The organism is Candidatus Bathyarchaeota archaeon (assembly GCA_030739585.1).
GTDB lineage: Archaea > Thermoproteota > Bathyarchaeia > TCS64 > TCS64.
In genome coordinates this window covers 89,906-111,367 of sequence record JASLYX010000004.1, presented here as the reverse complement: position 1 = coordinate 111,367, position 21,462 = coordinate 89,906, and the positions used below count along the sequence as shown (strand labels likewise).

Genomic DNA, 21,462 nt, shown 5'->3' with positions numbered 1-21,462 from the left:
CGGGCGCTCTATGTGTGTGTATTAACACCCTTTATCAATGGTGGAAAAGGGTCCGAATGAGTGAAAAGCGGGCTCGGTGGGATTCGAACCCACGACCAACAGCTCCGCAAGCTGACGTCTTATCCTGACTAGACCACGAGCCCCACATATCAACCAGACACCAACTAAATAAATTTAGGTGCCCTAGCCCCCGCCCATCGGAGGCAGAATCGCGACTACATCTCCCTCAGCTAGAGGCGTGCTGAAGCCCTCCCGACTATGGACGCTCACCCCGTTCACCATGAAACTGAGATAATCTCTCTCCCGCCCCTCGTTATCGAAGACATACCTAAGGAAAAGTGGCCCATATTTTACTACTACAAACCCTATGAGATCCCCAAAATTGGAGCCCTCAGGGAGCATTATTTTCTCTCTCCGGGTTCCAGCTGCCTCCCGTAGCATCGCGTAATACCGTACCTCAACCTCCACAGGCGCCACTCAACTAATCCCCAGACCGCGCAGATTTATACGTTGCGAACCCGTGGGGGCATATGAATGGTCGAGATAGCTATCAAGATGCTGGGGGTCGCCAAGGACGCCGCGGGTAGGGTCCGGGAGACTATCACTATCCCCGAATGCGCTGATGTATACGAGGCAATCCGTACTCTCATCGACATCCACGGTCAGCCCCTGAAAGATGTCCTTCTCGATCCTGTTACTGAGACTCCACTAGCAACCCTCATCCTTCTCAATGGCATCGAGATAGGTAATCTCCAGGGCCTTGAAACCCCTCTCTACCACAACGACACCCTAGTCCTCCTCTCTGTCACCCACGGGGGTTAACCCGCACAGGATTTATATCCTGCACATTAGAAAGACCACCGGATGACCCAGCCCTGCACTAGATGCCGTGCAAACCCCAGTATCTACCACCGTCCCTACAGCGGAGAGCGTCTCTGCCGACTATGCTTCACCGTCACTATCAAGGAGAAGGTCCGGCATACAATTGCCCGTCACGACATGCTGGAATACGACTCCAGAATCACCCTCGGCCTCTCCGGTGGCAAGGACAGCATCGCTCTCCTCGAGATACTCCACACTCTCCAGCAGGCTCACCCCCGTTCCACACTAATAGCAATCAGCATTGATGAAGGCGTTGGGGGCTACAGGGACGAGGCCCTCCGGCTCGCCACCCAGGCCACCAAACGACTTGGAGTTGAACACCACCTTACCAGCTTCAAAAAACTGTTTGGCTACTCCATGGACGAGATCTCTGCGATCCAAAAAGAGTTTAACGCATGCACCTACTGCGGGGTCCTCCGCAGACGCGCCCTCAATACCGCTGCCCAGGATATTGACTCAGATCGCCTCGCCACCGCGCATAATCTAGATGACATGGCCCAGACCGCCCTCCTTAATATCCTCCGCGGGGATACTAACCGCCTCTCCCAGATCGACCCCGGGGGCCATAACCTCCCCGGATTTGTTCGCCGCATCAAACCTTTTGCCGAAATCCCAGAGAAAGAGTCCACCCTATACGCCTACCTCACGGGAATCCCGTTCCAGGCCATCCCTTGCCCTTACGCAGACGAGTCTATGCGTAACGATGCTCGGGACATCCTCAACCGTTTAGAATACAAACGTCCCGGAACCAAACATACCATTTATCGCACAGCACTCAAGATCTCCCCTAACTTCCAGACCAGAAAACCCCTTACCAATTGCTCCACCTGTGGTGAACCTAGCTCAGACCACCTTTGCCGGGCATGTCAACTCATTCAAGGACTAACGCTAGATCCCAGAAAACACACTTTTAATTTCCAAGCGCAGGGCTAGCGTTTGCTGAAGAAGAGCTCTACAATACGTTATACTCCAAACTCCCCGGCTCAGTGAATCTCACCTTCGCGGAAACTCCTTTTCTCTATAGACTCGCGTGCTATTGAAAACGCGAAAAAGAGGGACCTTCAAGATTTATTCCATTGAAAAAAATTTCCTATGACTCAAGATCAGTCACTGGTTCTACCTAGGTTTTCTTTGGAAACCAAAACCAGATCATTTCAGCCAAAAAAAATCACGGATAAAACCATTCCAGTTTATGCACCACCTATTAAAACCAACATCCACCCAGTATGCTCCGTAATAGGTATCCTTCATGGAAGAGACCCTAATCAAGAACGCTTTCATCGCCACTATGGACGGAGACGGGACAATCTACAGGGAGGGAAGCATTCTCCTCGAGGCAGACGTGATCACTGATTTAGGACCCACTGTTAATTCCCCCCGTGCCCCCGAGCATATCATCGATGCCCGCCATATGGTCGCTCTCCCCGGATTCGTCAACGCTCACAGCCACCTCCAACAGTATTTCCGTGGAATCTACGAGCTCATAGGCAACTTTTACGAGGTAAACCTCCCTCTAGAGGGCTACCGTCGACCCGAGGACATGGAATGGCTAGGACCCTCCTCCTGTGCCGAGTTCATACACGCCGGATGCACTACCGCTATGGTTGTCTATACCTATCCAAACGGATTCGCCAAAAACGTCAAAGAAGCCGGATTCAGGACCATCCTCGGCGCTGATATCGAGGAGGTCGATCTCGTTAAACTCATGGACGGAACCTACCAGTACCTCCCCGGTAAGGGAGAGGCCGCCTTCAAACGAGCCGTCGACCTCCACAGGAGATGGGAAGGAGAAGCTAGAGGTCGGATCACCACCATCGTCGCACCAAAGGCTGCGGACCTCGCCCTCCCCGAGACCTACCTCAAGTGCAAGGACTTGGCGGAGACTCACGACCTCATGATGACCACACACCTCAACCAGAGCTGGAGGGAAGTCACCCAAGTGAGGAGACTCTACGGCAAGACCCCCATCCAACACCTACAGACCCTCGGTGTTCTAAACGATAGGCTCACAGGTGCACACTGCACTTACTCCACAGGAAACGACATCAAACTCATAACCCAGTCGGGCATGGGCATCCTCCACTGTAGAGCCGTCACCAATCCCCTCCTTCAATGGCTAGACCTCGGTATACCCGTAGGCCTAGGCACCGATGACTATTTTCATGACATGCTACAGCTCCTCAGACAAAACCTTAGAGGCCAAAGAACCAGAGCTCGCCTCGCTGGGGGCTCCGAGGGGATGCTTGCAACTAACACTTTTACATCCCGCCCCAGCCCCCACCGTCTCCTAGAACTTGCAACCCGGGGCGGAGCTGAAACCCTGGGCATTGCCGACAAAGTAGGATCAATAGAACCCGGAAAGAAGGCAGATATCATCCTTTTCGATATGCTTAACCCTTTTCTTACACCCACCATGGATCCCCTAACCAGCGTTGCCCTCTATGCCACCAGCGACGACATCTCCACGGTCATCGTCGACGGTAAAATACTGAAACATGAAAAGAAACTCACCACCATTGACCAGAGAGAAGCATTAACTAAAGCCCAACGTCGAGTCGAAAAGATCATAGAACAATTTTTCACCGATCATCCAAAGCAGAGAAAGAACTGGGAGAAAAAAACACGTAAAAATTGACCGGAATTTTACATCAGGGAGGCGTCCACGAGATATATTTTGACGTCGTAAACTTTTGTTTCATTCGTTCCCCCATCCCGATCCGTACTATCTCAGGCAGAACTTCCCTTCTGAACCGGGGCGTTGGGCTCCCGATCTGGATCCCATTGCATGCAGAATCCATGTAAACGTGGAAGGTCTTCCCCCGATATCGATACGCACTAGTGTCTCCCCGCTTGTACACGGGTTTGGAATGGATCCTGAACGGGAACAGTTTGCACGCCATAGGTTTCATCCCCTGGAGACTACATATCCAACGCCCTACCGTAGGCCTCTGGAAGACACACCGATTTCCCCGCCCATTCCGAAGGAACACCCTCCCCACCCCGAACTCCAGCACCCCTGTTCCATAGGTCTGCGCTACCTTCGCGTACTCCTCGGTTTTCAAGGGCACCTTATATCCATTACAGCAGTTGCCGCAGGCCACACAGGACCAAGAGCGTACCTCGGTCCACGGGATGAGACCAGTATCCCCCATAATATGCAATCCCTTCACCAACGGATGGCTAAATACCTATCGCCAAATGCCACAGACCCAAAAGTCACCAGAGTCCCCTGCTGTGCTGTTTGAATTATTTCCCATTTTTATTTTACTCTTCAGGTTCATACATCAGGATGTAGACGTCCTGACGCTCCAGGAACAACTTTACCGTGAACTAGTGAAATGATAAAACATGATCATCGGCTCTAGAAAGAGAACCCACATGATAACCTCGACTCTATCTATAAACGCCTGCTTCAGTGGCTTAGCCTTAACCGTCTACTATAACATTTATCGTTTGTTGGACTAGGCAGGTATTTGGATACGGATAGCCATCATCCACGCATCCTCACCGTTCATGTAGTAACTGTAATTCCGCTTTATTTTCGTAAATCCGAGCTTTTCATATAGCACCAGTGCTGGCCCGTTCGAGATCCTGACCTCAAGATAGCATTCTGAAGCCTCATATGTCTCTTGGCCTTTTTCCATGGCCACCAGCATAATTCCCTTAGCGATCCCCTGACGCCTGTAGGGCTCCCTCACGGCAATAGAGACCACGTGGCAGAGACGGGCAGGCCTCAGACTCTTAAACTTGGATAGTCCCCTCTCAATACGACACATGATATATCCCTGGATCTGACCATCGGCCTCTGCCACGATAAAAGTTTCAGGGAAACGTCTGTAGAGATCCCTGTAAAAGAACTTGCTGTAATTCTCTGGGAGACACTCTACGTTGATGTCCATTACCCTGTTCAGGTCGTTGGGCCTAAATCCCCGGAGCATGAAGTTGTCACTCTCCAATTCAGACTTTCTTATGGTCGCGACCAAGGAGATTTAAAGACTGTGCCTAAAGAGACGGGATTAAGTAGGTTTTTTAGCTTCCCATCTAGAATATTAGTAAGCCATTACTAACGAATGGGAGATGCTACAAGGGGTTTGACCGCATATCGGATCTCCGAACCTGAGATTGAGAAAGCCATCGAGGGACGCTTCAACGTTCACGACAGCTACTTCTATCTGGGCACCCCCACCTATATTATCACCCCAATAGGCCCCCAGAACTCCATGAAGCCCCAGTTTAAGGCTCTTGTCGAGGGAATCCGTCCCCACGGATACCTACCTTGGCTCTCCAAAGATATGGATCGATTCAAGTTAGAGCTCAAGAGAATCAGTGAAAGGGGCCCTCAAAGCTATAGGAATAGCATTTTTCTATTCCTTGCTACCACCGCCACAGTTTTCCTCGACGGATACTTGAGGAGCAACAACCCCGTGCTAAACCAGATCTTGATGCCTGACACTCCAGTTTACATGAACGCCCTTATGTTTACAGTTGCCATTATCGCAATCTTCGGGCTCCACGAACTAGGCCACAAGATAGCCATGATCCTAATAGGCGTCGATGCATCCATGCCATACTTTATTCCAGCCCCACCGGGCATGGGGGGCACACTCGGTGCAGTCATCACCCAGAAGGGACCCCTCACCAACAGGGACGCCCTTTTCGACCTGGGCTTCAGCGGTCCCCTCATGGGATTTATAGTCACGATCATCGTCGCCATCGTGGGGATCAATCTCTCTTTCGTCGTCACCCTTGAAGAGGTAAATAGATGGAGTGTAATGTTCCCTGGGATCCGCTTTCAATCTCTCCCTTTTCCAATGTTCCTTGAATGGCTTTCCACGTTTCTAAAACCCGTATCCGAGGATATGACTATCATTCTCCACCCGGTAGGCTTCGCGGCGTGGGTCGGATCCCTAGTAACGTTCATTAATCTTATCCCATCTTGGCAGCTGGATGGTGGTCACATTAGCAGAGCCCTCCTCGGGAAGTCCAATCATAAAAAAATGTCTATAGCTGGTGTTTTCATCCTGATTCTATCGGGCTTCCTCGTCATGGCTGTTATGGTAACATTTTTCATGAAGTACACGGGGAACCGGGGGAACTCTCCCCTGGACGATATATCCCCGCTGAGCAACTCGAGGAAGCTACTGGTTTTTTTCTACCTTGGAATGATGATCACCACTCTTGTCGTTCTTGCCCCCCTTTGATGGCATGAATACAGACGAGGCTCCATGGGTCACCACTAGGGTACGTCGATTCCTCCTGCGATCCATGACCCTTTGGAAAGCGGCGTTCGCCGTTCTCTCCATCTTGAAACCAAGAGGATCCGCCAAATAAGTAGGGAGAGCTGAGACAAGAATTATTTCGTTATTTCCCCGAAGAGTGGATTTAATAGCGTACACCGCTCTTGCCCCAAGCTCATATCTTCGCCTCAGCTCAGACAAGGTATCAACCTGAGCCAATGACTCCAGCCCAGCAGCTCCAAGCCCCTGGGTGCACTCAGCCAAGAAGATGATAGTGGCGCCCTTCTTCACCAGTGAAGCGATCCCCTGGAGAGCCCAGACGGCATTGAATAGATTGAAATCATATAGATCTCCACCAGCACTCACAATGATGATATCGGCATCAGCTTCACTGGAAAGTTGAATGAGGTCCCCCGACCTCTCCACAGCCGTCTTCCAGGACTGCTCAATTCCGCCAGCCACAGCTGAGACGATCCTCCCCCAGCCATCGGTGACCAAGTTCAATGCAACGTCTAAATCTGCCATCTTGCAGGCCTCCATCTGATCCAAATGAGCAAGATTTCCCTCGAAAATCCCTAAGGTGACACTACCATGGAATGAGATCTCCCGATGGCGGGTGAGTCCCTCACGGGAGGCAAGTGCCGGCATTACTGTGCTCTGAGCTCCCTTCATCCCTGAAAAGTGATCGGGCCTCAAATCTCCCACTGCTATTCTGAGATCTGCTTCCAAGAAAGGTTGGGCCAATGATACCTGTGTCCTTGATGAGGTGACCCCAACTTTGTTGATGTCAACTGAGTTTATTGAATGCTCATGGATAGCGACATTTCCAAGGGGCTCAGCTCTCTGAAGGGCCCCAAGCAGATCAAGATTGCCATGTTCTCTAAGGCCATTCCCTATGATCAGAGACACGTTTTCCCTTGACATACCGTTCTGTTCTAATGTCCAAACGATAGCTGAAGCCGCAACGGACGCTGCGTGGGGGGCCATTGTACCATCGAGGGCAATAGCAGCACTCTTTTTGCCATTTACGAGATCCTGTATATTTTCTGTTCCGATCAGATTATCCAACGCTGACGTTATAGTTTCGAATGGATTCTCCGGCAGCTTCAATTCGGCTGGCTCGATGGTCCCCATGAGATATCTCAGGGGCACACTAACATGGACCTCAGTTTTGCCATAAGGGAGCCAAATCTCAACCATCTTGTCCAACCTAGACTATTTTCAGTTACATTTAATTCAATTGTCTATGCTAGGGTCAATTTTTGGGAGCTTTTCTTCGCTTCTCTTTACCAAGAGGTTCGTGACCCGTTGGACCCGCTCCTCAACTTCGGTCTTACTCTTCCCGCTGGATGAGACCCAGAGTCTGATCCCGGACTCGCCATAAGGCTTCACCATAGATTTTATGTAGACCCCAGGAACGTCCTGCATCACCTCATCTATGATGGGAGCCAAGGTTGACTCGTCCCTAAGGGGGAGATAGATGACATCCTCAGTGAATACCCCCTCGACCCTCCCCTTCAGCAACGTCAGTAGCTGGTTGTCGAAAATCCACATGAGCTCCCCTGGGACGCCTGGGAGGCTAATTATCTGAGCGCCCTCAATATCTAGGATGACACCGGGGGCACCGCCAACTCTATTATCTAGGGGTTGGGCGCCCTTGGGCAATACCGCCATCTTCCTTCGTGGCTCTGTGATCTCCCCCGTCTCGATCATCCCTCTCTGATGCATGTCTGTGTACTGTCGCGTGACGATCTTGAGGGCCTTATCATTCACCTCTACAGGTAGCTCAAAAGCCATAGCTACTCCAGCGAGAGTCTTATCGTCATGGGTGGGGCCAAGGCCTCCCGTTGTAAATATGAGGTTTGCGCCGGCTGAGAGCATCCGCCTAACGGCTTTAGAGATTACTTTAGTATCGTCTCTTATTGTCATCTTCTCGGAAACTTGGAAGTTAAGGGCCTTGAGTTGGTTAATGAGCCACTGGCTGTTAGTGTCTAGGACGATGCCATCGAGAATCTCATTACCTATCACGAGTATACCTATCTGGGTGTTCAAGGGCGATCGTATACTGAACGAGGAGCCGACGCATAAACTTTAGGTCTTGAATAATTCTGTCACATATTTCAGGCACAGAGGAGCTTCAACTGGCTTGACTCCCCTATCATTGGGAACTCTTAAATCATTAAAAGGAGTGAAGAAACCGTTTCATGAGGCGTTCTCTTTGGTTTGTACTGTTGTAGTAGATGGTTTCTTCGGGGATGGAGGCAAAGGGAAGTTGGTTTCATATTTGACTGTCGCAGATGAGGTCGCAGTTTGCGCACGAGGAGGCGTTGGTCCTAACGCGGGTCATACTGTCGTATCTGATGGAGTCACTTTCAAGCTTAGAATGGTCCCTTGTGGATTTGTGAATAACGAAACGAGACTCCTTATAGGGGCGGGAGTAGTGGTGAATCCTGAAATCGTGATCAAAGAGGTGAAAGAGCTAGGAATTGAGGATCGGTTTGGTATTGATCCCCAGTGCGCCATTATCGAGGCAAAGCACATTGTGGCTGATGGGAAAGGACATTTAAAGGATACCATCGGGACCACGGGCACAGGGACGGGCCCATGTAACGCCGATCGAGCTCTGAGAGTGGCAAAGATAGCAAAGGAGATACCAGAATTACAAGAATATCTTAGTGATGTATCCTTGGAGATCAACGAGGCCCTTGACTGTGGTGCCAATGTCCTACTCGAGGGAACCCAAGGAACCTACATCAGCCTCTACCACGGCACATATCCGTTCGTGACTAGCAACGACGTCTGTGCCTCAGCAATTTGTTCGGATGTCGGAGTTGGACCCACTAAGGTCGACGAGGTGATCCTGGTTTTAAAGGCATATGTCACGAGGGTGGGGGAGGGTTTCCTACCTGGAGAAATAAGCCACGAGGAAGCCAAGAATAGAGGATGGGACGAGTACGGAACTGTGACGGGGAGACAGAGAAGGGCTGCACCCTTCAACTTCGAACTTGCTAGGAGGGCAATAATACTCAACGGGGCTACACAGATCGCCTTGACAAAGCTCGACATCCTTTTCCCTGAGTGTAAGGGATCATCGGACTATGATACGCTGAATGGGGAAGCGATGCATTTCGTCGAGTATGTTGAAAAAGAGCTTTGCCTCCCGGTCACGTTCATTGGTACCGGTCCAGGTGTCTGGGAGATTATAGACAGGCGCAAATAATTAGCGCCTGAACCATCCTTTCTTGTTTGATTGTGCCGCAAACTCATTGGCGAGCTCCTTGATGAGTTCTTCCTGCTTTTGAGTAAGCTTCACAGGTATAGTGACTGTCACGTGGACCAACTGATCCCCTTTCCCAAAACGGCTAGGCATACCTTCCTTCCTCATTCTAAGAATGGTCCCGCTCTGGGTTCCCGGGGGTACTTTGAGCGATTTATCACCAGTCAGGGAGGGAACTTTGATGGATGTCCCGAGGGCAGCGTCGGGAAAGTTGATCTCTGCCTCGAAAATGATGTCCTTTCCTCGCCGGATGAGATGGGGGTGGGGCTTTAGCTGGATCATTACATATAGGTCTCCAGTAGGTCCCCCAAAGGGCCCATCCTCTCCTTGACCCCGCAAAATAAGCTGGGTGCCGCTATCGATCCCCGGTGGGACCTTAACGTTGAGGCGATTCTTCTTAGGCTCTAAGCCATTCCCACCGCAGGTTGTACAGGGGGTCTCCGGGACCTGCCCTCTCCCTTTACATTTTTCACATGGAACCACCCGGATCATCTGTCCAAAGAGAGACTGGGTTCTTCGCTCTATTCTGCCTCGTCCGTTACATCCCTTGCACGTGGAAATATCAGTCCCTGGCTCCGCTCCATTTCCTCCACATAAACCACATGTCTGTAACCTGTCGAGAACTATCTCTACCTCTGTTCCGAACGATGCCTGCTCTAGGGTGACCTCAATCCTAGTCTGAAGGTCGCTGCCCTTACTGGGACCTGCTTGGGCCTGCTGGAAGTTGAATCCGACGCCGCTGAAGATACGACCCAGGACATCGGAGCCAAAACCAGAAAAGATGTCCCTGAAGTTTGCTCCCCTGAAGATGTCCTCAGTCGAGTACCGTCCGCTGATGCCTGCGTGACCAAAGGTGTCGTATTGCTGTCTCTTCTCAGCGTCACTGAGGACGGCATAGGCTTCAGAGAACTCCTTGAACTTCTCTTCTGCTTCGGGATCCTTATTTCTATCGGGGTGATATTTGAAAGCGAGCTTTCTGAATGCCTTCTTTATTTCATTGGCTGAGGCTCCTCGTTTTATCCCAAGAACCTCGTAATAATCCTTCTTACTTGCCAAAAGTATGCACCGAGACGGTTGTCAAAGCCTTTGAATAGTCAAAGCCTAAAAAAGGTTTAGACGAGAAAACGAGGGCAAACAATCATCAAACATCTAGGATCTGCCCAAGCAGGTCAAAGTGAAAAATCCTGTATCCTTGCGAAAAATGAAAAGAAAGAATACTATATAGTGCTGTAGGGATGCCACTTTTTCTGGATCTCAAGGATCTTCTTCATCCCATTCCTCTCGAGGAGCGCAATGATTTCCTTTAGAGGAGTACTATCCGCGATTTTATCCTCCTGATTAGCTAGTCTAAGCAGGAATCTCGCCATGACCATCACGCCCTCCTGCAGATTGCGGGGATCCACCTTGTCCATCATATCCGCGGTGGTATGGCCCCAACCTCGTCCCACGATGAGCCGAGCCGGTGATGGCTCAGATCCCATTGTGATCGTGGGGACACCCTGCATGTAGAAGGGCCAGTGGTCCGATGCCGCTGAGGTCCCAGTGGAAACGGTCATAGGGTAGCCAATCTCATCCGCGAACTCCTCTAGTTTCTTTTTCAGGCTTACGGGTTGGAACAGGGTGAGTGCGGCATGCTGGGTCCCGTCCTTATCTGCTAGACCGCCGAGCTCAAGGTTGAGCATTATGGAGATGTCTTTAATCTCATCAATATGCTTATGGACGTAATTAGTAGCACCAGTAACCCCTATCTCCTCACAGGAGAAGCAGATAAAGCGGATGCTCCTTTTGAATACCCCCGCATACCGTTTCAAGACCCTGGCAAGATCCATGATCACCACGGTTCCAGAGAGGTTGTCCATAGCCCCTTGGGCTATGTCGTGGCCGTCAAAGTGGCCCCCTATAACTATCCATTCGTCTTTTTTAGATGATCCCTCAAGTTCACAGACCACATTTGCCGACTCCGTGTCTGGTATAATACTGCTTTGATTGGTGAGTCTAGCCCTCAGAGGCCTGTCTTTAGCCAGTCTCTTCATGTGAGAGCCGTGCTCAAGGCTGATCCCGATGCCTGGTATCTCCCCTGCCAGCCTGTAAGCGGGTCTCACACTGCCGGTAGGGGGGAGCTGGCCTTGGTTGTGGTTCATGAATATGAATCCCACGGCCCCGCTATCAACGGCGTATCCGTACTTTGTTCTTCGGTGAACCCGTATCCCCGTGGGGCTCGTGGCGCTGGAGCAGAGCACTATTTTTCCCTCAACTTCTGAGGGATCAACGGCCTTGAACTCCTCCGGACTTCCTGTGCCTAGGTCTATGATCTCTGCATCTACTTTCCCTCCGGGGGACATCGCGAGGGAGATCACTGGGAACTCTCTGTCATATGGTTCGGTTATCACGAGACTGGCTGGACCCCTCTTCCATCCATAGTACGCGAAGGTATCCGCATGGGCGTTCCCATATCCGTAATCCCTGAGCTTAGCTACTATGAATTCAATGGCCTTTTTCTCGCTCTCGGTTCCTGCGAACCTACTCCCAAGCTCGTCAGCCATGTAGTAATAAGTTTCTCGCATCTTGCTGCTTTGCCATATATCCCCAATGACTTCGCGTTCTATTTCAACTAGTTTTTCGTCCAACATGAGGAACGGGATCATAATCGATAGGATGAAGGTTTAACGATTATGATAGACTGAAAGAAGAGTAGGATACGCGGCCCTAAGGTACCTCTTTCTTGTTTTCCTCATCAACTACCTTGTATTCGGCATCAACTGTCTTGGGTCCCTGGTTGTCTCCCTGATGAGGTGCCTGCTGAGCCGAGTCGGCCTGATCCTGCTGCTGGGCTTGCTGCTCGGCTGCTTGCTGGTAAACGGAAGCCCCTGCTTCTTGAATCATTTTTCGGAGCTCTTCGGTCCTAGTGTTGATCTCGACGGTAGTCCCGCTCTCCATTGCCTGCTGTAGAGCTTCTTTCGCTGTTTGGATCCCCGACTTGACTTCATCATTGAGCTTGTCTCCGAGCTCAGAAAGGGTTTTCTCCGTGGTGTAGATGAGAGAGTCCGCGGTGTTCTTTGCCTCAACCTCTTCTTTGGTCGCTTTGTCTTGCTCAGCGAACTGATCTGCCTCATCGATCATCCTATCTTTTTCGGTCTGGCTCAGCTTTGTGGATGCTGTGATGGCGATGCTCATTTCCTTCCCTGTGCCCAGATCCTTTGCAGTCACGTCGAGGACTCCGTCAGCGTTAATGTCGAAGGTTACCTCAACTTGGGGGACCCCTCGGGGTGCGGGTGGGATCCCTGTGAGGTCGAACCGGCCCAAGCTGATATTGTCCTTAGCCATGGACCTCTCTCCCTGTAGAACGTGGATAGTAACAGCAGTCTGGAAGTCGGCGGCCGTACTGAAAGTCTGTGTCTGCTTCACTGGGATGGTCGTATTTCTCTCTATGACCCGGGTCATGACGCTCCCCAGAGTCTCGACACCTAGGCTAAGAGGAGTGACGTCCAGGAGGACGATGTCGCTAATCTCGCCAGAAAGGACAGCACCTTGGATTGCAGCCCCCATTGCTACACACTCCATAGGGTCTAGCCCTCTCTCCGGCTTCTTACCCACCACATCCTCAATGAATTGTTGGACCAGTGGCATCTTGGTCTGGCCCCCGAAGACGATGATCTTGTCTATCTGCTGCGATGAAAGCTTAGCATCCCTGATGGTCTGGAGAATGGGCCCTCGTATCTTCTCGACGATGGGCCTCGTGAGCTGCTCCAGCTTGGCCCTGTTGAGGGTTACTTGAAGATTGAGGGGCTGACCGTTTTTCATTGCGATGTAGGGGAGCTCGATGTCCGTGGTCAGGATATTAGAGAGCTCTATCTTAGCTTTTTCCGAGGCCTCCTTAACCCTAGCCATGGCACTCAGGTCGCCGGTAAGATCAATACCGGTCTCAGCCTTGAACTCGCCAATAACATAGTCCATAACCGCCTTATCTAGGTCAGCGCCCCCAGTCTGGGTGTCGCCGCTAGTGGAGAGCACCTCAAAGACCCCACCCCCGAAATCCATAACCGTCGTGTCGTTAGTGCCCCCTCCGAAGCTGAAGACTAGAATCTTTTGCTCTTGATCGATCTTATCGATGCCATAGGCGAGGGCTGCGGCGGTGGGCTCGTTCACAACTCTAGTGACTTTAAGGCCGGCAATCTCACCAGCGTCGATTGTGGCTTGGCGCTGGTTATCATTAAAGTGGGCTGGTACTGTGATCACAGCCTTTGCGATCTTCTCCCCCAGATAGGTCTCTGCGTCCCTCAGAATCTTTTGGAGTATAAACCCGCTAATCTGCTGAGGGGTGTACTCCTTCCCGTGGAGGGTTATTTTCTTTTTGGTACCCATGAGGCGCTTCGCCTCCCTTACTGTGCCCTCGGCATTGGTGACCGCCTGCCTCCTAGCAGGCTCCCCAACTAGGAGTTGCCCCTCCTTTGTCAACGCCACTACTGAAGGGAACATCTTTCCCGCCACGGTAGGGCCCTCTGCACTGGGTATGATGGTGGGCTTGCCACCCATCACCACAGCAGCGGCTGAGTTGGTAGTTCCTAGGTCTATTCCGATTATCTTTTCACGTTTTGTTTCACTCATCTTCCTTCTCCTCTTCAACGTCATTAGAGCCTGAGTTTTTCGCCACTTTCACCATGCTTGCCCTGAGCACTCTACCCTTGAACTTGTAGCCCTTCCGGAACTCCTCAACTACATAGCCGTTCTCGACCTCGTCGGTCTTCACCTCAAGCACCGCTTCGTGGAGATTTGGGTCGAAAGGCCGCCCATAAGCATCAATGGGCGCGAGACCCTCAGTGTCGAGGAGTTTCCATAACTTCCCCCTGACCATTCCGACCCCATTAACTATGTCTACCTTTGAGGTTTCAGCGACGGAGATTGCGAGGTCTAGTTCGTCCAGGATCGTAAGGAGTTCAATAACCATATGCCCTTTAGCCTTCTCCTTAGCCTCGTCGATTCTTTTCTGGGTTCTCTTCTGGAGGTTTTCAAGGTCTGCTCTGGAGTACTGTAACTGGCTCAGGTATCTTTCCGATGTCTTCCTCTCGTCCTCTAGACTGATCTCTAACTTAGATATCCGCTCCTCTAGTATCTTTGTTTTGGATTTCCTCGGAGACATTATAACACTCGGCTCAATTTTTCGCTCTGAGAATCGGGATTGCTATTTATTTCTCTTCCGGATTTTTATACCACGGGGAGCCCTAGAGTAAAACGTCTTTTTGAGGAGGCTAGATACCATGAGCGAAGGAATGAATATTATAGTCTGTATTAAGCAGGTTCCTGAGACGATGGAAGTAGATTTCGATAAGGAACTGGGGAGACTTAAGAGGGAAGGAGTTGCTTCTGTCGTAAATCCATTTGACGAGTACGCTATTGAGGAAGGAATAAGACTTAAGGAGAAATTCGGGGGCACAGTCAGGGTACTTTCCATGGGTCCACCCCAGGCGGAATCTGCATTGAGATCTGCCATAGCCATGGGTGCAGACGAGGCCTACTTGGCCACCGATATGGCTTTTGCCGGGGCAGATACGTGGGCTACGAGCTACACGTTGGGGCTCAGCATTGAGTGTATGGCTCCTTACGACCTTGTTATTTGCGGATTGAAGACCATTGACGGGGATACGGGCCAAGTGGGACCTGAGTTGGCTCACTGCCTCGGAATCCCGCATGTCTGCTATGTAAATGAGATCCTCAAAATAGACGGGGGGAATATCAGGCTAAAGAGGGTCCTCGACGATAGGATTGAGATACTTGGAGCCTCCCTCCCAATAGTCGTCTCGGTCAGTAAATCCATCAATCAACCGAGATTGGCGACCCTCCGGGGTAGACTAAAAGCGAAGAAAGCTGAGATCCAGATACTTACCTCAAATGATCTCGAAGCGGACCCCTTGAAATTAGGTCTCAAAGGGTCCCCGACTCGGGTTACTAAGATATCCACTCCTGCCCGGCTAACTGCTGGGAAGATAGTCGATGGATCTCCAGAGGAGCTGGCGAAGAGCGTCTTCCAGAAACTCGTGGAATATAAGGTGATCTAGATGAGCGAGCAACCCATATCTGTCGACAAAGGAAAATGCATCAACTGCACGCTTTGTGAGAACACTTGCGCCTTCGGGTCCCTCGTAATGGAAGAAGGTTACCCTCGTATTTTGGACGATTGCAGACTCTGCGGCGAGTGCGTAACGGCATGTCCTACCAAAGCGATCACTATCGAAAAGGAAGGGGTATCCGTAAACTTTTCGGATCATAGCGGCATCTTAGTCTTCGCAGAGCAGTGGAAGGGAAAGGTTCACCCGGTAGTATACGAGCTATTCGGAAAAGGAAGAGAATTAGCTAACCAGCTCGAGGAAAAACTCTCCGCGGTCATCATCGGAAACGAACTTGATGAGGCATTATCTGAGCTGAAATTGAGAGGAGCTGACAAGATCTTTGTTTTCGATCATCCAGGACTTGAGGACTTTAGGGACGATCCCTACTCTGCAATCCTCGAAAATCTAGTGAAAGAGGAGAAACCCAGCATCTTCCTCATCGGAGCGACCTCCATAGGCCGTTCCTTGGGCCCTAAAGTAGCGGCGTGCCTCGAAACAGGACTCACTGCGGACTGCACTAGCCTTGACATCGACCCTGAGAGCCGTCTCCTTCTCCAGACCCGTCCAACATACGGGGGCAATATCATGGCCACTATAATCTGCACTAACACAAGACCCCAGATTGCCACAGTCAGGTACAAGGTAATGGAAGAGGCGGAAATAGTCCCTGCGAATGAATGCGAGATAATTAGAAGGAACGTTACAATCAGCGACCTTCCCGATCGTGTTAAGATACTCAAATCCAATCCGGTCAAGGACCAGGTGAGCATTATAGATGCCGAGATAATAGTCTCCGGAGGAAAAGGCCTGGGAGACCAAAGGGGTTTCGAGCTCATCCAAGAGTTGGCTGAAGCCCTAGGAGGAGCGGTTGGCGCCAGCAGGCCTACTGTGGACGAGGGATGGATAGATTATCCCCACCAAGTAGGTCTAAGCGGACGGACTGTCCGTCCAAGGATATACGTGGCATGCGGAATCTCTGGTGCCGTTCAACATCTAGCTGGCATGAAGACTTCGGATGTGATCATCGCAATAAATAAGGACCCCGAGGCCCCAATATTTAATGTCGCTTCGCTGGGAGCAGTTGGAGATCTATACGAGGTCATTCCCCGCCTCGTTAATATGATAAAAGAGAGAAAGAAGAATGGATGAGTATGGACTATTAACCCAACAGATAAAGAGGGAACTTGAGGAGATCGTAGGAGTCGAGAATGTCTTTAGCAGCTCAAAGGACCTAGAGAAACATGCGATAGACGAAAGCCTTGAGACCCCCCATCTTCCTCACGTAATTGTTAAGCCCGGTAGTACCAGAGAAGTATCCAACATAATGAAGATAGCCTCTAGGGGGCTGATTCCGGTTACCCCCCAGGGATCAAGGACGGGGCTCAGCGGAGGGTCTCACCCACTCCATGCTGGGATCGCCATGAGCCTAGAGAGAATGACGAATATTTTGGAAATCGACGAGGACAACCTCATGGCCGTCGTTGAGCCCGGGGTCCTTATTATGGACCTCCACGAGGAAACGGAGAAACTCGGCTTATTATATCCTCCAGATCCTGGCCAGGGATCTGGTACTCTTGGAGGAAACATCTCAACTAACGCGGGTGGGGTCCGGGGCATGAAGTACGGGGTGACCCGTGATTTCGTCCAAGGCCTCGAAGCGGTGCTTCCCAATGGGGAAGTAATAAACGTCGGCGGCAAGCTGGTCAAGAACTCAACGGCGTATAGCCTTCTGGATATCATAATAGGCTCTGAGGGGACTCTCGCCATCGTCACAAAGGCGATCCTCCGCCTAGTCCCCAAACCCCAGTACACCGCACTACTGTATGTGCCTTTCGAGTCAACTAAAGACGCTGCTAGGACTGTCTCTGAGATCGTACGAAGAAAGGTAGTCCCCTTCGCCCTTGAATACATCCCTCGCCACGCGATCTTAATAGCCGAAAAGTACCTGGATAGGCCTCTCCCGGATAACAGCCATCCTGCATACCTACTTATCGGGATAGAGGGCAACAGCAAGGCTGAGGTCGAAGAAAACCTTGAGACGGCCGGAGAGGTCTGTTTAGAGATGGGGGGAGTTGATGCCTTCGTCGCGGACACCGCTCAGAAGCAGGATCAGCTTTGGGAGGCAAGGAAGTGCCTATTCGATGCCTACAAGGCATACTGGGAGATAGATGAGGTCGACGCCTGCGTCCCCCGGAACCGAATCCCCGACTATATTGAGGGTGCCGAAAGAGTTGCGCAGGAAAAAGGCGTTATAATCACCAATATTGGGCACGCTGGAGACGGTAACGTACACAGTCTCATAGCTATGGAAAAGCACTCCAGCGAAGACTGGCATACAACCTTGGATGCTATCATCGGAGATCTGATTGACATTGCCTTGAATCTCGGAGGTACCATCTCAGGAGAGCATGGTCTAGGTTTGGCAAAGAAACGTTATCTTGCTAGGCAAGTGGGAGAGACCCAGGTTGAGTTGATGAGGGCCATTAAGAGGGGTTTTGATCCCCATAATATCCTGAACCCAGGGAAGGTCTTCGATATTGTCTGATAACTTGGTTTCATTTAAGCATGTGAATCCCGCTCGACAGGCACAACTCTTTCAACGCCTGGATCTGGTCTGGAGTAAAATGCAGGAGATGTTGTTCCTCCAGAGAACGCTCACTGAGAACAAGATAGAAAAGGGGACATGGCACATTTTCGAGTTATTCAACTATATAGGGGAATCTTTCTCATGGACTCCTTCATAGAGTTCGCCACCATCAGGGATATTGTAGTTTGAAAATACTGGGTCTAACAAACCTTAGAACACATTTAATATTCTAACAGTCAACCCTGTAAACGAGTCCACATGCTGTACTCCACTCTCGTCAAGTTCTACATGAGACTTGAAGCCACTACCAAGAGGCTGGAGATGACGGACATCCTAGCTGAACTCTTCGTAGCAGCCGAACCAGATGATCTTGAGCGTCTGATCTATTTGACTCAAGGGAAGATCCACCCAGATTGGACGGGAGAGCCAGAGATCGGGATGGCAGAGAAGATGGTTGTGGCAACCATCGCAAGGGCATCTGGACTGAGCAAAGCCAAAGTAGAATCTATACTTTCCAAGATCGGAGACGTTGGCTTGGCGGCTGAGATGATACTCAAAGATAAGCGACAGGTGATGTTTGGCCAAAAATCGCCTTCAGTCTTCGATGTATACAACGTATTTGACCAGATTGCCAAGGAATCTGGAAAAGGAAGTAGCAGCAGGAAAATAGGTCGTCTTGTGAAAGTGATGATGAGTACCTCGCCTCTCGGAGCTCGCTATCTTGCCAGAACCGTGGTGGGCACCCTTAGGCTTGGCGTCGGAGACATGACGATACTCGATGCCTTGTCCTTGGCCTTCACGGGTTCCTCGGAGAACAGAGGGCAGTTAGAGCGAGCGTATAATCTAACCAGCGACCTCGGTGCTGTCGCTAGGACTCTTGCGGAGGAAGGGCTGGAGAGTGTATCCGATGCCCAAATTGTCCTTGGAAAGCCCATCCGAATGATGCTTGCTCAAAGGCTCTCAACTCCAGAGGAGATCCTCGAGAAGTTGGAGAACTTCTCCGCAGAGTACAAGCTGGATGGAGAGAGGTTTCAGATCCACAAGGACGGTGACTCCGTCCAGATCTTCTCCCGAAGACTGGAGAACATCACGTTGATGTATCCGGATGCAGTAGAGATGGTCTCATCTCATGTAAAGGTTGAACACGCAGTACTTGAGGGGGAGGCGGTCGCAATAGACGCTGATTCGGGGGAGATCAAATCGTTTCAGACCCTAATGCGGCGGAGGAGGAAACACCGCATTGAAGAGATGGCAGAGAAGTTCCCAATCGCAGTGTTTCTCTTTGAGTGTCTCTATGTAGACGGGGAGGACCTGACCCTTGAGCCTTACATGCGTAGGCGGGAGATGCTTCAAGATATCGTCGATGAGACCGAGCGTTTCAAGTTGGTAAGGGCGCTCCAGACCTCTGAGATCTCACAGTTCGTGGACTTCTTCGAAGAGGCTATCTCTTTTGGCACAGAGGGGCTAGTAGTGAAATCAACGTCTGAGGACTCGATCTACCGAGCGGGGGCCCGCTCCTGGCTTTGGGTGAAGCTCAAGGCGAGTTATCAGAGCAAGATGGTGGAGCCAGTCGACCTCGTCGTAGTAGGGTCGTTCCGCGGTCGAGGCAGGCGTGCGGGGAGATATGGTGCTTTGCTAATGGCGTCCTATGATCCGGAGGAGGACATGTTTCGGACGGTTTGCAAGGTAGGCTCAGGCTTCACGGATGAAGATCTTTCAAACTTCCCAGAGCTGCTGGATGGAGACCGAGTCGAAGAAAAACCTGGAAATGTGGACTCTATGATTGATGCAGAAGTCTGGTTTAGGCCAACTGTTGTAATGGAGCTCCTGGGTGATGAGATCACCTTGAGCCCCATTCACACTTCCGCTTTCGAGCAACTAAGGAAAGAATCTGGGCTCGCCATAAGGTTCCCCAGATTTCTGCGCCTGAGGGATGATAAGGCTCCCCAGGACGCCACGACAGTTGATGAGATCGTGGACATGTACAGGGCTCAATTGAGGACTCCTTAGGAAAAATAACCGATGATTGACGAAATATTGGACAAAATAGACTACACCAAATAAGTCATTGAAGAGAGGAACAAGATAAACTCGGTCGTAAGAAATGAAGGCGATCTAGCTTACTTTCTAAAAGAGGAGCTTGAACCTATTAGGCTAATGCTGTGAAACACACAATGTAGAGCCTGATAGACCCACCATCTAAAGGAGAGAATGATGAGTGAAAGAACAGGATGAACCTGAACCTCAACGAGCACGCCTTACTGTGCCCATTGAGGAGAGCTGGGATATAGGGCTCTACGTTTCATGGTAGAGGAGGTTAACTTGTAGGGTCAAAAATCATATCCTATGAAGGGAAGATAACATCTATCCTCAACCTGTTGAGAGTTGTTTTCAACTTTTGATATACCCCCTAGAGGGAACTATCCTTTGCGCGCACCTTTATCACAGGGAGGAAGGGTCCCTCAGAATGACTAATTTGTCCAACTTTGCTTCTGATTGTTTCAGAGATATTTACGCGCATTACTGTAAAGTTCACTGATTATTGAAATCTTAAAAAGCATGGAATAGATCGATGATGCAAGGCGTCCGATATGAGCGAGGAAGTCTCGTTTAAAGATTTTAAGAAGTTAAATATACGGATAGGAACGGTCTCCGATACTGAGAGAGTCTCAGGTTCTGATAAACTCTACAAGATACAGGTGGATTTGGGAGACGAGACGCGACAAATTATCACTGGTCTAGTGGATCACTACGAACTGGATGAACTCCAAGGAAAGGTGATCACGGTGGTAACTAACCTAAAGCCTGCAAAAATCTTTGGGCATTGGTCCTATGGCATGCTCCTCGCAGCAGAGAATGATGACCATTTAGCGTTGCTAACAGTCGACCGGGACATTACCAACGGTGCAAAAGTAACTTGAGTTAAGGTCCCCATAGTTACTTGTTGCAAGATTGTATACACCCCGGGGCTTTTTCAATTTCTTGAATGGATTATATTTTTATTGAATGAAAAGATAGATATAGCAACTGAGAATTACTATGGTTGAACGTCTGTTAGGTGAGAGGTATGAAAGCGTTCGTCCTTATCAACACTGAACTTGGGCAGGAAGCTATTGTAGTGAAATCTTTGAGCCACATCCAAGGTATCCCTGATGTTCAGGCTCTCTACGGGATCTATGATGTCATAGCGGAAGTTGAAGCTGATTCCATGGACAAGGTCAAGGAAATCGTCTTCAACAACATCAGGAGGTTAGAGAACGTCAAGACCACCATCACCCTGATCGCCTACGGTGAAGGGATCAAGAGAAGCTAAACCAGAACCTCTCCGAACCGTACTGATGATCTATATCCCCCCGAGATTAATAGGACAAATTG

General features: G+C 50.4%; 20 protein-coding genes and 1 tRNA gene. 11 read left to right on the top strand and 10 right to left on the bottom strand.

Annotated features, from left to right (window positions below):
• Positions 1-68: 68 nt before the first annotated feature.
• Both QGG23_05220 and QGG23_05215 read right to left on the bottom strand, forming a co-directional pair.
• Positions 69-143: transfer RNA gene (locus QGG23_05220), tRNA-Arg, on the bottom strand.
• Positions 144-183: 40 nt separating this feature from the next.
• On the bottom strand, positions 184-477 hold the full coding sequence (locus tag QGG23_05215; protein ID MDP6048828.1) for a MoaD family protein: 294 nt from the start codon (positions 475-477) through the stop codon (positions 184-186).
• 57 nt (positions 478-534) lie between these two features.
• Here QGG23_05215 and QGG23_05210 point away from each other — a divergent pair, with 57 nt between their 5' ends.
• From QGG23_05210 to QGG23_05200, 3 genes are all read left to right on the top strand, one after another.
• A complete protein-coding gene (locus tag QGG23_05210) occupies positions 535-822 on the top strand; it encodes a hypothetical protein (GenBank protein MDP6048827.1) in 288 nt (95 codons plus the stop codon).
• 42 nt (positions 823-864) lie between these two features.
• Positions 865-1,815: a TIGR00269 family protein gene (locus QGG23_05205; GenBank protein MDP6048826.1), complete on the top strand. Its 951-nt coding sequence runs from the start codon at positions 865-867 to the stop codon at positions 1,813-1,815.
• Positions 1,816-2,131: 316 nt separating this feature from the next.
• Positions 2,132-3,517 carry an amidohydrolase family protein gene (locus tag QGG23_05200; GenBank protein MDP6048825.1) on the top strand — a complete coding sequence of 462 codons (1,386 nt, stop codon included), beginning with the start codon at positions 2,132-2,134 and terminating at the stop codon, positions 3,515-3,517.
• Between the two features lie 13 nt (positions 3,518-3,530).
• Here the strand turns inward: QGG23_05200 and QGG23_05195 are convergent, their stop codons facing one another.
• Entirely contained in the window at positions 3,531-4,034 is a 504-nt protein-coding gene (locus QGG23_05195) for a YkgJ family cysteine cluster protein (protein MDP6048824.1), read from the bottom strand.
• A gap of 309 nt (positions 4,035-4,343) precedes the next feature.
• The gene (locus QGG23_05190) at positions 4,344-4,838 is read right to left on the bottom strand and encodes an N-acetyltransferase (protein MDP6048823.1); all 495 of its coding nucleotides are present in this window, start codon (positions 4,836-4,838) and stop codon (positions 4,344-4,346) included.
• Positions 4,839-4,973: 135 nt separating this feature from the next.
• On the opposite strand from QGG23_05190, the gene QGG23_05185 reads away from it, so the two are divergent.
• Complete coding sequence (locus QGG23_05185) at positions 4,974-6,083, top strand: site-2 protease family protein (protein MDP6048822.1); 1,110 nt, start codon at positions 4,974-4,976, stop codon at positions 6,081-6,083.
• On the opposite strand, the gene QGG23_05180 is transcribed toward QGG23_05185, so the two are convergent.
• Together QGG23_05180 and QGG23_05175 are read right to left on the bottom strand one after the other, a co-directional pair.
• Positions 6,021-7,319 (bottom strand): lactate racemase domain-containing protein, encoded by a 1,299-nt coding sequence (locus QGG23_05180; GenBank protein MDP6048821.1) that lies wholly within the window; start codon positions 7,317-7,319, stop codon positions 6,021-6,023. The genes QGG23_05185 and QGG23_05180 overlap by 63 nt on opposite strands.
• A gap of 36 nt (positions 7,320-7,355) precedes the next feature.
• Positions 7,356-8,171 carry a molybdopterin-binding protein gene (locus QGG23_05175; GenBank protein MDP6048820.1) on the bottom strand — a complete coding sequence of 272 codons (816 nt, stop codon included), beginning with the start codon at positions 8,169-8,171 and terminating at the stop codon, positions 7,356-7,358.
• Positions 8,172-8,337: 166 nt separating this feature from the next.
• On the opposite strand from QGG23_05175, the gene QGG23_05170 reads away from it, so the two are divergent.
• Positions 8,338-9,339 (top strand): adenylosuccinate synthetase, encoded by a 1,002-nt coding sequence (locus tag QGG23_05170; GenBank protein MDP6048819.1) that lies wholly within the window; start codon positions 8,338-8,340, stop codon positions 9,337-9,339.
• Here the strand turns inward: QGG23_05170 and dnaJ are convergent, their stop codons facing one another.
• From dnaJ to QGG23_05150, 4 genes are all read right to left on the bottom strand, one after another.
• A complete protein-coding gene (dnaJ, locus tag QGG23_05165; protein MDP6048818.1) occupies positions 9,340-10,452 on the bottom strand; it encodes a molecular chaperone DnaJ in 1,113 nt (370 codons plus the stop codon). It lies immediately after the preceding gene.
• 161 nt (positions 10,453-10,613) lie between these two features.
• On the bottom strand, positions 10,614-12,026 hold the full coding sequence (locus QGG23_05160) for a M20/M25/M40 family metallo-hydrolase (protein ID MDP6048817.1): 1,413 nt from the start codon (positions 12,024-12,026) through the stop codon (positions 10,614-10,616).
• Between the two features lie 76 nt (positions 12,027-12,102).
• Positions 12,103-14,001, bottom strand: coding sequence for a molecular chaperone DnaK (gene dnaK, locus QGG23_05155; protein MDP6048816.1), 1,899 nt, complete (start codon positions 13,999-14,001; stop codon positions 12,103-12,105).
• Complete coding sequence (locus QGG23_05150) at positions 13,994-14,533, bottom strand: nucleotide exchange factor GrpE (GenBank protein MDP6048815.1); 540 nt, start codon at positions 14,531-14,533, stop codon at positions 13,994-13,996. Before QGG23_05150 ends, dnaK begins: the two co-directional genes overlap by 8 nt.
• Positions 14,534-14,651: 118 nt before the next feature.
• Between QGG23_05150 and QGG23_05145 the strand changes: the two genes are divergently transcribed.
• The 6 genes from QGG23_05145 to QGG23_05120 all read left to right on the top strand — a co-directional run bounded on the left by QGG23_05145 (position 14,652) and on the right by QGG23_05120 (position 21,400).
• Positions 14,652-15,449 carry an electron transfer flavoprotein subunit beta/FixA family protein gene (locus QGG23_05145; protein ID MDP6048814.1) on the top strand — a complete coding sequence of 266 codons (798 nt, stop codon included), beginning with the start codon at positions 14,652-14,654 and terminating at the stop codon, positions 15,447-15,449.
• Positions 15,450-16,649 carry an electron transfer flavoprotein subunit alpha gene (locus tag QGG23_05140; protein MDP6048813.1) on the top strand — a complete coding sequence of 400 codons (1,200 nt, stop codon included), beginning with the start codon at positions 15,450-15,452 and terminating at the stop codon, positions 16,647-16,649.
• Positions 16,642-18,045, top strand: coding sequence for an FAD-binding oxidoreductase (locus QGG23_05135; GenBank protein ID MDP6048812.1), 1,404 nt, complete (start codon positions 16,642-16,644; stop codon positions 18,043-18,045). Before QGG23_05140 ends, QGG23_05135 begins: the two co-directional genes overlap by 8 nt.
• 300 nt (positions 18,046-18,345) lie before the next feature.
• Entirely contained in the window at positions 18,346-20,097 is a 1,752-nt protein-coding gene (locus QGG23_05130; GenBank protein ID MDP6048811.1) for an ATP-dependent DNA ligase, read from the top strand.
• Between the two features lie 581 nt (positions 20,098-20,678).
• A complete protein-coding gene (gene metG, locus QGG23_05125; GenBank protein ID MDP6048810.1) occupies positions 20,679-21,008 on the top strand; it encodes a methionine--tRNA ligase subunit beta in 330 nt (109 codons plus the stop codon).
• A 146-nt stretch (positions 21,009-21,154) separates the two neighbouring features.
• On the top strand, positions 21,155-21,400 hold the full coding sequence (locus QGG23_05120; protein ID MDP6048809.1) for an Lrp/AsnC ligand binding domain-containing protein: 246 nt from the start codon (positions 21,155-21,157) through the stop codon (positions 21,398-21,400).
• The last annotated feature ends 62 nt before the right edge of the window (positions 21,401-21,462 follow it).